Consider the following 15,574-nt stretch of genomic DNA (forward strand, 5'->3'; position numbering starts at 1 on the left):
CTCAACCTTGGCCTTCCCGGTTCTGGTTCATGAGTGAAGCCCTACATCGCGCCAGGATCTGCGCTTTCCGGGTCGCCCTGCGTCTCCGCCATGGTGGCGAGGACGAGCTTGCGGACCTCGTTGGCGCCCGGCAACGTCAGTGCCTGCCGCGCCAGGGATGCGCACTGCTCGACGTCGAGCTGACGGATGGCCGCCTTGACCCTGGGAACCGCGGGAGGCGAGACGCTGAGCTCTCGAACGCCGAGTCCGACCAGGACCGGAATGGCTAGTTCGTCGGAAGCCGCCTCGCCACAGACAGCAACGTCGATTCGACCCTTCGCTGCTCGACAGACGTGGTCGATCAGGCGGAGCACGCCCGGGTCGAGGGCGTCTGAGAGGGCGGCGACGGCGCCGTTCCCGCGCTCTGCCGCGAGCGTGTACTGGGTCAGGTCGTTGGTGCCGATGCTGACGAAGTCGACGTACGGCAGGATGGCCTCGATCTTGAGCGCAGCGGCGGGGACCTCGATCATCGTGCCGATGTGCAGACCGGAAGGCAGGCCCAATGGTCCGGCAGCTTCGATGAGGACCTGTCTCGCCTCGATCATCTCGTCGGGGGTCGAGACCATGGGGAGCATGATGCTGGTCGGGGAGTGCCGCGCCGTGTGGCAGATGGCGGCCATCTGATCGCGCAGCAGGTCCCGGTGCGTCAGGCTCAGCCGTATGCCGCGCTGGCCGAGGAACGGGTTGGCCTCCTGTGGCATGGGCAGGTATGGCAGTGGCTTGTCTCCGCCGACGTCGAGGGTTCGCAGGGTGATGCGCCGACCCTCCATGGCCTCGGCGATGGAGTCGTACTGGTTCTGCTGTTCGTTGATGTCGGGAGCGGCGGTCCGGTCGAGGAAGAGGAACTCCGTGCGCACCAGGCCGGCGCCGTCCGCCCCGGCCGAGAGCGCGGCCCGCGCGTCGCTCAGGGATCCGAGGTTGGCAGCGACGAGGATGCGCGTGCCGTCACGGGATACCGCGGGCTGGTCGGCAAGGGCAACCTGCCGAACACGTTGCTGCGCGGCCTCGGCGGCCCGGCGCTGGTACTCGTCGATCAGCTCGGGCGCGGGATCGAGGTGCAGCGCGCCGGTCCCGCCGTCCAGGAGGATCGTCGTGCCTTCGGGGATGCCCAGTACCTCGGGGCCGGCCGCGACGACGACCGGGATGTCGCGGGCCCGCGCCAGGATGGCCGCGTGCGAGGTGGCACTCCCCTGGGCGAGGACCACTCCGGTCACCTGAGCGAGGTCCAAGCCTGCGGTCTCGGCGGGCGTGAGGTCGCTGGCAACCAGAACACCCTGTCCCGTCATCTGGCGTGCTGGTTGGCCGGTCAGAGCCTGCAGCACCTGTTCGCCCACCGCGTGGACGTCGGCTGCTCGCTCCCGGAGGTAGGGGTCGGGAAGCTCGGCCCACTGTCGTTCGATGTCGGCAAGTGCGCCGGCCCAGGCGGCAACCGCGCCAGTGCCGGGACGAATGCGGGCCTTGACGTCGCCGAGCAGTTCGGTGTCGGTGAGAAGGGACAGGTGCGCGTCGAAGATGCTGGCCTGGTCAGGCCCGACTTCGCGTTCGGTGAGAACCCGGACGTGCTCGATCTCGCGGCGTACGGCCGCCACAGACTCCAGGACCCGCCGCCATTCCGCGGCCGGCTCCCCGGCGGGTTGCTGGTCCAGGTCGACGGGCGCTGCGGCAAGGCGGCGGACCGGCCCGATGGCGATTCCTGGGGAGGCTGGCAGCGGTCCGCTGCGACGGGGGGTGGGTCGGGGCAGAGCGAGTCGTGCTGGGACCTGTTCGGGGGGTTCGTCGAACCGTCGCCTGGCGAGCGCGAGGACGTGCTCGACGGCCTCCTGGGCCTGCGGCCCGGTGGCACGAACCTCGACGTCGTGCCCCTGCAGCGCCGTGAGCGTTGCGACTCGGCTCAGGCTGGCGGCAGGAACAGGCCCGGCGCCGGTGGTGAGGTTGCGCAGCTGGACGGACGCATCGAGGGCGCGCACCTCGCTGACGAGTCGGGCGGCCGGTCGGGCGTGCAGGCCGTGGGGGTTGGCCACTGGAAACACTCCGACGACGGCTGCTCCAGCCTCGTCGCCGGGTTCCGGCGTGATCCCGGGCTCTGGGGGCGACAGGTGCGCTGCCTTACCCATCACCGCGTTTCGCGCCTCAGCCGCGACCTCCGCCCTGCTGGCGCCTCCCGCTGCGGCGACAGCGGCAACGATGAGGCCTTCGACCAAGGGGGCCGGCGACAGCGTCACACGATCGCGGATGGAGGTGTCCTGAAGGAGGTCGAGCGCCAGCTCGGCACTGAGTACCGCGCTGCCGAGGTCCATCAGGACCACGACGCCGCCTGGGCCGTCCGCCCGTTCGATCGCCTGCATGATGCTGACCGCGTCGGTGCCGAAGGTCGTTCCATCAAGGCCGGCCGCCACTTCGATCTTCACCGGGCGGCCATGGAGCATCTCCCCGGCCAGCGCCACGGCCGCTAGGGCGAGCGCGCGGCTGTGGGAGACCACGACCAGGCCGACACGGCACTCGGTGTCTGTTGCGGGCGGGTTGGCGGATGTGCCCTCGGTCATTGGTACTGCCCTCCGCTGCTGCTCGTGCTGAACGTGAGTGTTCGATGGCGGGCCGGCTCAGGAGGCCGCATCGGCTGCAGCTTCGAGCAGCAGCGCCACGCTCGCCGCCCCGGGATCCTGATGGCCCACGCTGCGCTCCCCGAGGTAGCTGGCCCGCCCTTTGCGCGCCAGCATGGGTGTGGTGGCATCGCGACCCGCAGCGGCGGCATCCCGGGCCGCCTTGAGCCCGGTGGCCAGGGAGGCGTGGTCGGCGAGCGCTGCCTCCAGCGCATCGACGGCAGGCGCCAGGGCGTCATACATCGTCTTGTCGCCGGGGGCGGCCTTACCTCGATCGACGATGCCTCCGAGACCGGCTCGCAGCGCCGCTGCGACGTCGCCTGCCGAGACCGTTTCGGCGGTGGGCCCCAGCGAGCCGCCCATCCTCATGAAGAACGTCCCGAAGAGAGGCCCGCTGGCCCCGCCTACCGTCGAGACCAGCGTCATCCCCACCTTGGTCAGCAGCGCGCCCGCCGTCGGCGGCTGGCTTTCATCGAGCGCAGCCACGGCGGCCTTCATGCCCCGGTCCATGTTCGACCCGTGGTCGGCGTCGCCGATCGCTGCGTCGAGCTCGGTCAGGTGCTCGCGGTTGGTGGCGATGAGATGTGCGAATCCGCGCACCCATTGCTCGAAGACCGCCGTGGTCACGGTGTCGCTCATGCTCAGATGCCCCATCTCAATGCTGCGGTGTTGACAGGAGCGTCCCAGAGGGAGAGCAGCTCGTCATCGACCCTGAGCAGGGTGATCGAGACGCCGGCCATGTCGAGTGAGGTGATGTAGGAGCCGACGAGCGACCGGGCGATGGGCACGCCGCGCCCGCCGAGGATCTTCTGGACCTCGTTGAAGATCACGTAGAGCTCGATGAGCGGGGTGCCGCCGAGACCGTTGACGAACGCGATGACGGGGTTGCCCCTGGCGAACGGCAGGTCGGCCAGAATCGGCTCGACCAAGAGGGCGGCGATCTCGCTCGCCGGGGCGAGCGGCAACCGCGCCCGGCCGGGTTCTCCGTGGATGCCGACACCGAGCTCCATCTCGTCGTCGCCCAGGTCGAAGGTCGGGCGGCCTGCAGCCGGCACCGTGCACGAGGTGAGGGCAAGGCCCATGCTTCGACCGTTCTCGTTGACGGTGCGCGCGACCTGGGCGACCTCGTCGAGGTCACGACCCTGCTCCGCCGCCGCTCCGGCGATCTTCTCCAGGAGGACGGTGACGCCGACTCCCCGTCGCCCAGCGGTCCAGGTGCTGTCCTGGACCGCCACGTCGTCGTCGGTGACCACCGACACGATGCGGGCTCCGGTCTCCGCGGCCGCCATCTCTGCCGCCATCTCGAAGTTCATCACGTCGCCGGTGTAGTTCTTCACGACGTGCAGGATGCCTGCCCCTCCGTCAACCAGCTTGGTCGCGGCCAGGATCTGCCCCGGCACCGGGGAGGTGAAGATCTCACCGGCACACGCCGCGTCGAGCATGCCCAGGCCGACGAATCCGCCGTGCAGCGGTTCATGCCCGGACCCTCCACCGGAGATGAGGCCCACCTTGCCTTGCTTGGGCGCGTCACCGCGGTAGATGACCTTGCTGTCGTGGTCGACCCGCAGGTCGGGGTGAGCGGCTTCGATGCCGCGCAGTGCCTCCACGACGACGTCGTTCGGGTCGTTGATCAACTTCTTCATCAGAGTCTCTTTTCGCAGTCAACGGGTTCGGGAGGCGTCAGACGGTGCTGGTCTGACGAGAGATGGTGGCCTGCGGGTCGGGGTCTCCGAGGTCCAGCCCGGGAGCCGCGACGGCACGGTCAGCCGGGGTGCGGGTGAGCAGGCCGTACAGCAGGGCGGCCACCACTCCGGCGAGGAGCTCGGCCGCGAGGTACACCGGGAGCTGGGCCCACTTCACCTCGCCACCCGCGAGCTGCTGGACAAGCATGGGACCCACGGTACGAGCCGGGTTGATGGATGCGCCCGTTGCCGGAGCGACAGGGATGATGGCCGCGAAGACGACCAGGCCGATGGCAACGCCGGCGAACCCCGCGGCGGCCTTGCGGTGGATGACCCCGAAGATGGTGAACACGAGGATGAAGGTGCCCACGAACTCGGCCGTGAAGGCCTGCAGCCAGCTGATGTCGCCGTAGGAAGCAACACCCAGGCCCACGTCGCTCGCCTTGTGACCGAGGACACCGATGATCGCGGCAGCCCCGACGATCGCCCCGACGACCTGGGCTCCGATGTAGGCCGGCACCTGGGCCCACGGGAACTTGCCGGACACGGCCAGGCCCAGGGTGACCGCCGGGTTGATGTGGTTGCCGCCGACATGCCCCAAGGCGTAGACGGTGGCAACGACCACGGTGCCGAACGCCAGGGAGATGACGCCCAGGTCGGCCATGGTGAACGGCGCCTTGCCGTTGACGATGAGAGTGGCGGGGACGGATCCCACGCCGATGAACACCAGGAAAGCCGTTCCGATGACCTCAGCGCCCAAACGCTGGAGGAGATTGGTCTCGTCAAGCATCGCCCTTGCCCCTTTGCAAGTTGTCTGAATTGTATTCGATATTGTCGAACGTGATTTGGAGGCTACCCCTATGATTCACTACGAGGCAAGAGTTTTCGTGAAGTAGGTCACAACGGAGAGGACAAAAGTGATCCAATCGGTCGATCGCGCCATCCGGGTTCTCAGCGCCCTTCAAGGTGCGCGGCGGATGAGCCTGTCGGAGCTGGCCGCCCGCCTCGATCTCGCGCCCTCGACCACTCACGGGATCGTCCGCAGCCTGGTCGAGCACGGGATGGTGGTGCAGGAGCGCGGCTCGAGCCGCTACCAGCTCGGCCCGGCCGTCCTTCGGCTCGGCAACGTCTATCTCGACACGTTGGAGCTCAGGTCCAAGGCCATCCCTTGGGCCGAAGACCTCGCCCGGCGCACGGGTCTGGCCGTGCGCACCGGCGTGCTCCTCGTCGACGACGTCGTGATCATCCACCACGAGCCGCGCCCGGATGGCAGTCGCCAGATGCCGGAGGTGGGCATTGTCATCCCGGCCCATGCGAGCGCCCTCGGCAAGGCTCTGCTCGCCTTCCTGCCTGAGGATGAGAAGCGAGTGCTGACCTCAGGAGAGCTGCGCAGCATGACCGGCGAGACGATCACCTCCGCCGACCAGCTTCGCGAGCAGCTGGAGGAGATCCGTTCGACCGGCATCGCCCTCGAGCAGGACGAGGCTGTGCTTGGTGAGAGCTCGCTGGCGAGCCCTGTCTTCGATTCGTACGGAGAGGCCGTCGGGGCCGTGGGGGTCGTGATCCCCTCGGATGGCGACGTTGCCCGCCACGAGTCGCGTGACCTGGTTCGGGACACGGCGCGATCCGTGTCGCGGGAGCTGGGCGCGCAGGCGTGGCCCCCACGCGTGGATGGGCGCAACTAGAGCGCACCATCACACGCGGTGTGTGGTGCGAGGGCGCCCCCACCGGTGAGCTCCTGCCGCGGCGAGGGCACCAAGGCCCAGCAAGACTCCTGCACAGATTCCGTTGATCACCATGGCAATGAGGAAGTTGACGGGCATGGGGAAGACGGGCTCGCCACCTCCAGGCACCCAGTGGGTGAGCAGAAATTGCGCCGTGGTCAGCACGAACGCGCCGAAGAGGGCACACCGCACGATGCTCGAGGCGCGTCTCGTCCAGCCGATGGCGAACCCGAACAGGACCGTGGCCACCCACACTGTGACCATGAGCCCAGCCGCCAGGTGATAGGCCGAGGCGGAAGGCTCTGGGGCGGTCAAGAACGCCGGCGCCTGGGTAGCGACCAGCGCAAGGAGCCACAACACCAGCGCCGCAAGCAGGTATCCGTTCCAAGGCTGCGGCATCACCCGTCGGATCAGACTCGCGAACGCTTGCATGGCAGCTCCTGAGAAGTCTTCTCTGTCCTGCAACGGGTTACCCACAAACCATCTCGCCGGCCTCGACGCATGTCATCAGCCGCACGGTCCGAGTGCGTCATCCGCGGGGCCACCGTTGTGGACCCGAGGACGACACAGACCCGCTCCATCGGCCTGACGTCACTGCCCATGAGGCGCGACAATGGGGAGGAGGATCAGCGCCTCACTGTGGTTGCCCGCTGGCTGGCCGCCGGGGACGCGGGAGACGTCGAGGCGTTCGCGCGATGGCAAGGTTTCCGAAGCGTGGGAGATTGCGGACGTCGGCTCCGTGGCCGAACAGGTGGACCCCTGACGAACCGGGAGGGCCTCAGCGCAAGAGCAGGTTGAGGCCGACTGTCAGCACCACCGACAGGAGCACTGACACGAGGATCATCATGAGGCAGCCTGCGGCGCCCCCGAGGGGCCGGACGTCGACTCTTCCCATACGCATGCGGCATGTCTACCCCGCGCTGCCTCCGTTCACACCATGCGCGGGAGTCGGGGCGCACCCCGTCCTGGCAGCGTCCGCCTTCCAACTGGGGCTCAGTGGGCCACGCTCACGCGGACGGTTTGCTCGCCTCCATGGCGGCCTTCACGTCGGAGGCATAGAGACCGGAACGCTCCTGCCCTGACAGCTCACCGATCGCGTCCATCGTGGCATCCGTGATGGCTCGCAACAGGGCAGCCTTCTGGAAGCGAGCCGAGAGACCGGCGACGTCGACCGGCATACCGAACTTGACGGTGACCTTCGCGGGGCGGAAACCGTTGGAACCAGAGGGCTGCACGTGGTCGGTGCCGATCACGGCGCAGGGCAGCAAGGTCGCCCCGGTGGAGAGCGCCATGCGGGCCACGCCGGTGCGGCCGCGGTGCAGCCGCCCGTCGGGCGAGCGGGTGCCCTCGGGATAGACGCCGAAGGCCTCCCCCTGGCGCAGCACGTCCTCCGACAGCTCGAGCGACGCACCGGCGGCCCGCGGGTCGGAGCGGTCCACGGGGATGGTGCCGGCCGTCGAGTGGAACCAGCGCACGGCAGCCCCACGCAGACCAGACCCCTGGAAGTACTCGGCCTTGCCGAGGAAGTGCACCTGTCGTCCCGAGGCGAGCGGGATCACGATCGAGTCGATGAACGACAGGTGGTTCGACGCGACGATGAGCCCACCCTCGCGCGGCACGTTCTCGCGACCCTCGACGTGCAGCCCGGTGAGCAGCTTGAGCGGGGGCCCGATGAGCACATGGCGCATCACGGCACGGCTCACGGCGTCGTTGACGCTGGCCGTGCTGAGACCGCGCGCCCTACCTGGCCGCACGCACTACTCCCACTCGATGGTGCCCGGCGGCTTGCTGGTCACATCGAGCACGACCCGGTTGACCTCACGGACCTCGTTGGTGATGCGCGTGGAGATCTTGGCGAGCACGTCGTAGGGCACGCGGGTCCAGTCGGCGGTCATCGCGTCCTCGGACGAGACCGGGCGCAGCACGACGGGGTGACCGTAGGTGCGCCCGTCACCCTGGACGCCCACCGAACGAACATCGGCGAGCAGCACCACCGGGCACTGCCAGATGTCGCGGTCGAGCCCAGCCGCCGACAGCTCGTGTCGGGCGATCGCGTCAGCGGCCCGCAGGATCTCCAGCCGCTCGGCAGTCACCGAGCCGACGATGCGGATGCCGAGCCCCGGCCCCGGGAAGGGCTGGCGCCACACGATCGCCTCCGGCACCCCGAGCTCGAGACCGACCTGGCGCACCTCGTCCTTGAAGAGCGAACGCAGCGGCTCGACGAGCTTGAACTGCAGGTCCTCGGGAAGCCCGCCCACGTTGTGGTGCGACTTGATGTTGGCTGCGCCGGTGCCGCCGCCGGACTCGACGACGTCGGGGTAGAGCGTGCCCTGGACCAGGAACTCCACGGGGTGGTCGGAGTCACCGCGCGACCCCACGACATCACGGGCGGCCTGCTCGAAGACGCGGATGAACTCGCGGCCGATGATCTTGCGCTTCTCCTCGGGGTCCGACACCCCGGCCAGCGCCGACAGGAACCGCTCGCGCGCGTCCACGACCACCAGGTCGACCCCGGTCGCCGCGACGAACTCCTTCTCGACCTGCTCGGCCTCCCCGGCGCGGAGCAGACCGTGGTCGACGAAGACACAGGTCAGCTGGTCGCCGACGGCCTTCTGCACCAAGGCCGCCGCGACGGACGAGTCGACGCCACCGGACAGCGCGCAGAGCACCCGGGAGTCGCCGACCTTCTCGCGGATCGCGTCGACCAGCTCGTCGACCACGTTGGAGGCGGTCCAGTCGGGCGAGAGTCCGGCCCCGCGGTAGAGGAAGTTCTCCAGCACGCGCTGCCCGAACGTCGAGTGCATCACCTCGGGGTGCCACTGCACGCCGTAGAGGTGCCGCTCGTCGTCCTCGATGGCCGCGACCGGGGCACCAGCCGTGGTCGCGGTGACGGACATGCCGGCGGGAGCCTCGGTGACCGAGTCGCCGTGGCTCATCCAGACCGACTGGTCGACGGGCTGTCCGTTGAACAGCGTCGACTCGGTGTCGGAGACGTTCGCCGGCGTCGCGCCGTACTCACCCAGCCCGGTGTGGGCGACGGTCCCGCCGAGCGCCTGCGACATCGCCTGGAAGCCGTAACACATGCCGAACACCGGCACGCCGGCCTCGAGGAGGGCCCGGTCGAGCTCGGGGGCCCCTTCCTCGTAGACCGAGGAGGGGCCACCGGAGAGCACGATCGCCGCAGGGTCCTTGGCGAGCATCTCGGCCACCGCCATCGTGTGGGGCACGACCTCGCTGTAGATCTTGGCCTCACGCACGCGCCGCGCGATCAGCTGCGCGTACTGCGCCCCGAAGTCGACCACCAGCACCGGCCGAGCCTGGAGAGGGGTGGCCGGCTCGTCCGAACGCTCGGCGTCGGGGGCCTCCACCCGGTCGTCGTCCTGGGCCTGGGTCACCACGTCGGCGGCTGCGGGGTCGCTCACGCGCACAGGCTACCGGCGTGCCCCAGCCAGCCGCGCCTCGGTCTCACTGGCGACCTTGCGCTCTGCCCAGAACGAAAGGAACGGCACGACCCCGGCCAGCATGACCAGCACCATCTTCCCGAGCGACCAGCCGACCTTGAACCCGAGGTTCGCGGTGGCGACGAGGTAGACGATGTAGATGAACCCGTGCGGCTGGGGCCACCAGTCCAGGACGTGGTTGTCGAACCCGTAGCGCAGCACCATCTCCGTCACGAGGACCAACAGCCCCACGCCGACGACGAACGCCATCACCTTGAAGAAGCCGAGCGCCTTGCGGGCGGCCTCGACGTCCTTGATCTCACTCACACCGGTCTCAGTCACGCTGGGCATCCTCTCGCACCATCCTGAACCACATGAACGCGGCAAAGCCGCCGAAGATCCACCACTGCAGCGCGTATGCCGCGTTGCGCCACTTCAGGCCGCCCGTCACCTCGGGCGGCGGCACCCGCTTCACCCCGTCCGGGGCCGGGATCCCGACCCCCGCACCGGTCTTCTCCGCCTGGGCGAAGACGAACGCGTTGTAGAGCTCTCCCGGCCACTCGTTGACCAGCAGCGAGAAGTCGATCGATCCGCGAGCCTCCTGCGGCCAGGCGGGCAGACCGGCAGGCGGGTCGGCCGGCGCCTCCCCCGGCGCGAGGGTGCCGTCGACCGACACCACCCCGGCAGGCGGGTCGATCGGGGTCGTCGTGTCAGTGACGAAGCCGCGCACGACGGCGAGCCGCGCACCCGTCTCGGTCACGTCCAGCGGCGTCACGACCCAGTAGCCGGTGACCCCGCCGAGGCGGCGCGGCCCGACGAGGAACTGGTCCGACGCGGCATACCTGCCGATGGCGGTGACGGCACGGTTGGACTGGGGGTTCGGGAACGCCTCGTGCGGTCGGATGACCGTGTCGAGCAGCGCGGGGCGCGCCTCGTGCGCCTTGCGCAGCGCATCGGCGAGCCCCTTGTCCTGAGCGACGTGCAGCTGCCACAGCCCGAGCTGGGCGCAGGCGGCCATGATCGCGAGCAGCAGGGCGAACAGGCCCAGCCAGCGAGGCTTCAGGGCGGTTCGCAGCACCGGGTCAGGCTACGGGAAGCCTCGAGTCGTCGAAGACGAGGATGCTGCCGCCGTAACAGGCGACCCACACCATCTTCCTGGTCGGCTCGTAGGTGATGCCGATCGGGTGGTAGTCGGTCTTGACCTCGTCGACGACCTCGAGATCGGACGTGCGCAGCTTGGTGACCGTCGACGACGCGTAGTTCACCGAGTAGATGGCTGCCCCGTCCGTCGAGATCGCCAGCGACCTCGGCTGCTCGCCGGTGCGGACCCACTCGAGCACCGTGCCGGTGCGTCGCTCGACCTTGCTCACGGTGCCGTCGCCGTTGTTGGTGACGTAGAGGAACTTCCCGTTCGGGCTCTCGACGACGTGTCGCGGGCCGTCCCCGGTCTGCGCGAAGGGGTGCACCGTCCGGGCGGCGAGGTCGACCCGGACCACCCGGTCCGAACCCATCAGCGCGATGTAGGCAGTGCGGCTGTCGGGAGAGACCGCGATGCCGCGAGGGTACTTGCCGCCCAACGGGATCCGCGCCGCCTCCTTCCCGGTGGAGGCGCTGATCAGGGACAGGTCCCACGAGCACCAGTTGGTGACCAGCACGGTCTTGCCGTCGGGCGTCACCGCGACGTACTTGGGCACCGACCCGACCGCCACGACCTTGTCGATGGCGAAGGTGGTCGTGTCGACCCGGTAGACCGTGCTGGGCGACGTGCCGTCGCCCTTGGTGCACGTGTCGAGGCCCTCGGAACCGTAGCCCTTGCCGAACATCGAGTAGTTGGACACCCACGCGTAGCGCCCGTCCGGGGTGAAGGCCGCCTCGACGGGCGAGCCCTTGGAGGTGCCCTCGTGCCCCTTGACGCCGAACGACGCGAGGTCGACGGAGTCGTCGATGGACTTGAGCCGCGCCCCGTCGGCCCGGAAGGCCGTGATGGTGTGCCTGTACATCATGTTCTGGGCGAAGACGAGGCCCTGCCTCGAGGCCACCACGGACTTCGGGGTCAGGTCGCCACTCAGGCGCAGGACCCGCACCATGGCCGTCTTCGCCGCGGGACCGGGGTCGCCCTGGGCCTCGACCGGGTGGGGTGTCGGCACCGCGATGGTGGGCATGGGAGCCGCCGGCTTGGCGGCCGCGGGCCGGGGAGCAGCGGCCTCAGCGGTGCCGCCGGAGAGGACGCCGACCAGCCGGCTGACCCCGAGGACGCTGAGCGCCACGAAGGCCACGACGACGAGGAGCGCAACGCGCCTGCGGCGCACGTAGACGGCTTCCTTGCGCACCATCATCGCCGGTCACCCCTTCCGCAGGTCACGGTATGCCGCGTGCTCGCGACCGTCCCGAAGGCTCACCGGGCGGGCGGAAAATCGGTGTCGGGGTGTCGTCGCCGCGGCATACGGTGGGGACCCTGATGCAGACGATCCCGTTCCCTGACCCCGGCCGACCCGACACCCGCAGCACCACGCGGTTCATGCTCTGGGTCGGTCGGCAGCAGTGGCGCACCCAAGTGCTCGGGATGCTCGCGGGCATGGCCTGGATGCTGGCGATCGCGTTGGTGCCGGCCGCAGTTGGCAAGGGCGTCGACGACGGCATCGTGCCCGGCGACCTCGGTGGTCTGGTCCGCTGGGCCCTGGTGCTGATCGGGCTCGGCGCGGTCTGCGCGGTCACGGCCGCCATCCGGCACTACTTCGCCGTCTACAACTGGCTCTTCGCCTCCTACCGCGGCGCGCAGCTCACCGCCCGGGGAGCCGAGCGCGCCGGGCCGGCCCTGACGCGCACGATGCCCTCGGGTGAGGTCGTGGCGGTCTTCGCCAACGACGTGATGCGGCTCGGCGGCCTCTACGACGTGATGGGTCGGTTCTCCGGCGCCGTGGTGAGCTACGCGGTGGTCGGCGCCATCCTGCTGGCCGCATCGCCCGCCCTCGGGTGGCTGGTGCTGCTCGGCGGTCCGGTCATGCTGGCCAGCCTGAGCCTCATCGTCCGGCCGCTCCAGCGACGCCAGGCGAGGCAGCGCGAGGAAGCCGGGCGCCTGACCACCCTCGGCGCCGACACCGTCGCCGGGCTTCGGGTGCTGCGTGGCATCGGTGGCGAGCAGACCTTCCTGCGCCGCTACGAGCAGCAGTCGGCGAGGGTCCGCGAGCGGGGGTTCCAGGTCGCCGGCATCCAGGCGGCCCTCGACTCCGCCGAGGTGCTCATCCCCGGCATCTTCGTGGTCCTGGTGACCTGGCTCGGCGCGCGTGAGGCGGTGACCGGTGACATCACTGCCGGTCAGCTGGTGGCCTTCTACGGCTACACGGCGTTCCTCACGATGCCGCTCCAGACCGCGATCGAGGTCGTAGACCGGGGCATCCGGGCGCAGATCGCCGCGGGCAAGATGCTGCGCGTCATGGCGGTCCAACCCGACCATGACGCCGCGAGGCCGAGCACGGTCCCGGTGCCGTCCGCCGACGCCGACCTCGTCGACCCGTTGTCCGGCACGGTCATCCGCGGCGGCCTGCTGACGGCCATCGTGTCCGCGCGGCCGGAGGAGTCGTCGGCAGTGGCCGACCGCCTGGGCCGACACGGACCCGGTCCGCACCAGACGACCTGGGGTGGCGTGCGCCTCGACGACCTGTCGATCGCCGACGTCCGCCGGCACGTCGTGGTCAGCGAACCCGACCCCCGACTGTTCACCGGGGTGCTGCGCGAGCAGCTCGGGGGCCACGCCAACGCACGCGCTGCAGCCGACCGGGAGGTGCTGTCCGCCCTCACCACGGCGAGCGCCCTCGACGTGCTCGACGCGGTTGCCGACGGCCTCGACGGCACCGTCGAGGAGCGCGGTCGGTCCTACTCGGGCGGCCAGCGCCAGCGCCTGGCGCTGTCGCGGGCGCTGCTCACCGACGCCCCCGTCCTCGTGCTGGTCGAGCCGACCAGCGCGGTGGACGCCCACACCGAGGCACGCATCGCCGGTCGGCTCGCCGAGCACCGGCGCGGTCGCACGACCGTGGTCACCACCGTCAGCCCGCTGCTGCTCGGCCAGGCCGACGTGGTCGTGGTGCTCGAGGACGGGCTCGCCACGCTCACCGGCACGCACCGCGAGCTGCTGGACCACGCGGCATACCGACACATCGTGATCCGCGGAGAGGAGGACGACCAGTGATCACCGACCACGCCCGACGCACCCTGCCGATCGCCGACATGGCTGGGGTCTGGCAGCACACCCGCGGACTCGTGCGCGAGCACCGCGGGCTCGTGACGCGAGTCCTGGGGCTGCACGCCCTCGCCGCGCTCGCGGCCCTGGCCGCTCCGTGGCTGGTGGGCCGGCTGGTCGACGTCGTCAGCGGCCACCGGGGAGACACCGGCACCGTCGACACGATCGCGATCGGCCTGGCCGTGGCCGTCGTCGCGCAGACGGCGCTGACCTGGGCCGCGCGCCGGTGGTCGTTCATCCTCGGGGAGACCGTGTTCGCCGAGCTGCGAGAGCAGTTCGTCGGCCGCGCGGTCAACCTGCCACTGTCCACGGTCGAGCGAGCGGGCACCGGTGACCTCGTGGCCCGCACCACGAACGACGTCGAGGCCCTGTCCCACGTGGTGCGGTTCGGCATCCCGTCGCTGTTCGTCGCCTCGATGACGGTGCTGATGACGACGGTCGCGGCGCTGTTCACCTCGCCCCTGGCCACCCTGCCGATCCTGCTGGGGCTGCCGTTCTACTGGTTCTCGACGCGGCGCTACCTGCGGCACGCGTCGGACGGCTACCTCTGGGAGCGCGCGACCTACGCCCAGCTCAACGGCGTCGTCGCCGAGACCGTCGACGGGGCGCGCACGATCGACGCGCTCTCGCTCGGCGAGGCGCGGCGGGCGCGGTTCCACGAGGCCCTGCGGGAGTGCTTCCAGGCCGAGCGCTACACCCTGAACCTGCGGCTGCACTGGTTCCCGGCGGTGGTCTTCGGCTACTACGTGCCGACGGCGGGCGCGGTGCTCTGGGGCGGCTGGCTGGCGATCAACGGCCACATCAGCGCCGGGGCGGCCACGGCGGTCACCCTCTACATCCACCAGATGACCAACCCCCTCGACGAGGTGCTCGGCTGGCTCGACGAGATCCAGGTCGGCGCGACCTCCTTGGCGCGCGTGATCGGCGTGGGCGACGTGCCGCCCGACCGCGTCGCCACCGGGGAGGAGCCCGACGGTTCCGACCTGGCGGTCGACGACGTGCGCTACGCCTACCGACCCGGGCACGACGTGCTGCGGGGCGTCTCGCTCGACCTGCGACCCGGCGAACGGCTCGCCATCGTGGGCCCGTCGGGTGCGGGCAAGTCGACCCTCGGCCGCCTGATGGCCGGCATCGACGGGCCTCGCGAGGGCAGCGTCGAGGTCGGGGGCGTGCCCCTGGTCGACCTCACCCTCGGCCGGCTGCGCGGTGAGGTGGCCCTGGTGACCCAGGAACACCACGTCTTCGTCGGCACGCTGGCCGACAACCTGCTGCTCGCCCGACCGGGTGCGTCCCGCAAGGAGCTCGACGACTCCTTGCGCGCCGTCGACGCCCACGAGTGGGTAGCCGGGCTGCCCGAGGGCCTCGACACCCGGGTGGGCAGCGTCGGCCACCCGCTCAGCGAGGCTCAGTCGCAGCAGGTCGCGCTCGCCCGCCTGGTGCTGGCCGACCCGCACACGCTCGTCCTCGACGAGGCCACCTCGCTCCTCGACCCGCGTGCCGCGCGCCACCTCGAACGCTCGCTCGCTGCCGTGGTCGAGGGACGCACCGTGGTCGCGATCGCCCACCGGCTGCACACCGCCCACGACGCCGACCGGGTGGCCGTGGTCGAGGACGGCGTGGTCACCGAGATCGGCACGCACGACGAGCTGGTCGCCGCCGACGGTCCGTATGCCGCCTTGTGGGCCTCGTGGCGCGACCAGCCCGGCGCGGCCTCGGGTGCCACCGGGAGAAATGTCTCAGGGGCGCCGTAACCCCCGCTCAACAGCGTCGTTGTCTGGGTGGTGTGGCTGGAGACCCACCCCCCSGCTCGTCTCCAGCCACACCACTGGGACGGTGGTCGACGCAGCGCAGG

General features: G+C 70.2%; 14 protein-coding genes. 3 read left to right on the forward strand and 11 right to left on the reverse strand.

Translation table 11 applies throughout. From position 1 onward, the window contains the following. Positions 1-41 precede the first annotated feature (41 nt). The 4 genes from ptsP to ACXJKD_RS02330 are packed head-to-tail and all read right to left on the reverse strand — an operon-like array spanning position 42 to position 5,111. The gene (ptsP, locus tag ACXJKD_RS02315; protein WP_457252715.1) at positions 42-2,582 is read right to left on the reverse strand and encodes a phosphoenolpyruvate--protein phosphotransferase; all 2,541 of its coding nucleotides are present in this window, start codon (positions 2,580-2,582) and stop codon (positions 42-44) included. Positions 2,583-2,639: 57 nt separating this feature from the next. Continuing rightward, positions 2,640-3,278: a dihydroxyacetone kinase subunit DhaL gene (dhaL, locus tag ACXJKD_RS02320; protein WP_457252716.1), complete on the reverse strand. Its 639-nt coding sequence runs from the start codon at positions 3,276-3,278 to the stop codon at positions 2,640-2,642. A 2-nt stretch (positions 3,279-3,280) separates the two neighbouring features. Continuing rightward, positions 3,281-4,282 carry a dihydroxyacetone kinase subunit DhaK gene (dhaK, locus tag ACXJKD_RS02325; protein ID WP_457252717.1) on the reverse strand — a complete coding sequence of 334 codons (1,002 nt, stop codon included), beginning with the start codon at positions 4,280-4,282 and terminating at the stop codon, positions 3,281-3,283. A gap of 37 nt (positions 4,283-4,319) precedes the next feature. Beyond that, the gene (locus ACXJKD_RS02330) at positions 4,320-5,111 is read right to left on the reverse strand and encodes an MIP/aquaporin family protein (RefSeq protein WP_457252718.1); all 792 of its coding nucleotides are present in this window, start codon (positions 5,109-5,111) and stop codon (positions 4,320-4,322) included. A gap of 127 nt (positions 5,112-5,238) precedes the next feature. Here ACXJKD_RS02330 and ACXJKD_RS02335 point away from each other — a divergent pair, with 127 nt between their 5' ends. After that, positions 5,239-6,006: an IclR family transcriptional regulator gene (locus ACXJKD_RS02335; protein WP_457252719.1), complete on the forward strand. Its 768-nt coding sequence runs from the start codon at positions 5,239-5,241 to the stop codon at positions 6,004-6,006. 9 nt (positions 6,007-6,015) lie between these two features. Here the strand turns inward: ACXJKD_RS02335 and ACXJKD_RS02340 are convergent, their stop codons facing one another. The 7 genes from ACXJKD_RS02340 to ACXJKD_RS02370 all read right to left on the reverse strand — a co-directional run bounded on the left by ACXJKD_RS02340 (position 6,016) and on the right by ACXJKD_RS02370 (position 11,821). After that, positions 6,016-6,309 (reverse strand): hypothetical protein, encoded by a 294-nt coding sequence (locus ACXJKD_RS02340; protein WP_457252720.1) that lies wholly within the window; start codon positions 6,307-6,309, stop codon positions 6,016-6,018. Positions 6,310-6,823: 514 nt separating this feature from the next. Continuing rightward, positions 6,824-6,946, reverse strand: coding sequence for a hypothetical protein (locus ACXJKD_RS02345; RefSeq protein ID WP_457252721.1), 123 nt, complete (start codon positions 6,944-6,946; stop codon positions 6,824-6,826). A gap of 106 nt (positions 6,947-7,052) precedes the next feature. Continuing rightward, entirely contained in the window at positions 7,053-7,748 is a 696-nt protein-coding gene (locus ACXJKD_RS02350; protein WP_457252722.1) for a lysophospholipid acyltransferase family protein, read from the reverse strand. Positions 7,749-7,802: 54 nt separating this feature from the next. Beyond that, positions 7,803-9,413, reverse strand: a complete 1,611-nt coding sequence (gene guaA / locus ACXJKD_RS02355) for a glutamine-hydrolyzing GMP synthase (RefSeq protein WP_457252825.1) — start codon at positions 9,411-9,413, stop codon at positions 7,803-7,805. A gap of 63 nt (positions 9,414-9,476) precedes the next feature. Continuing rightward, on the reverse strand, positions 9,477-9,827 hold the full coding sequence (locus ACXJKD_RS02360) for a DUF3817 domain-containing protein (protein WP_457252723.1): 351 nt from the start codon (positions 9,825-9,827) through the stop codon (positions 9,477-9,479). After that, positions 9,820-10,563 carry an SURF1 family protein gene (locus ACXJKD_RS02365; protein WP_457252724.1) on the reverse strand — a complete coding sequence of 248 codons (744 nt, stop codon included), beginning with the start codon at positions 10,561-10,563 and terminating at the stop codon, positions 9,820-9,822. The genes ACXJKD_RS02360 and ACXJKD_RS02365 overlap by 8 nt, the downstream gene beginning before the upstream one ends. Positions 10,564-10,567: 4 nt before the next feature. Continuing rightward, complete coding sequence (locus tag ACXJKD_RS02370; protein ID WP_457252725.1) at positions 10,568-11,821, reverse strand: YncE family protein; 1,254 nt, start codon at positions 11,819-11,821, stop codon at positions 10,568-10,570. A 122-nt stretch (positions 11,822-11,943) separates the two neighbouring features. On the opposite strand from ACXJKD_RS02370, the gene ACXJKD_RS02375 reads away from it, so the two are divergent. Next, positions 11,944-13,671 (forward strand): ABC transporter transmembrane domain-containing protein, encoded by a 1,728-nt coding sequence (locus tag ACXJKD_RS02375; RefSeq protein ID WP_457252726.1) that lies wholly within the window; start codon positions 11,944-11,946, stop codon positions 13,669-13,671. Between the two features lie 38 nt (positions 13,672-13,709). Continuing rightward, positions 13,710-15,473, forward strand: coding sequence for an ABC transporter ATP-binding protein (locus ACXJKD_RS02380; RefSeq protein ID WP_457252826.1), 1,764 nt, complete (start codon positions 13,710-13,712; stop codon positions 15,471-15,473). The last annotated feature ends 101 nt before the right edge of the window (positions 15,474-15,574 follow it).

This window comes from Pedococcus sp. P5_B7 (assembly GCF_054049895.1).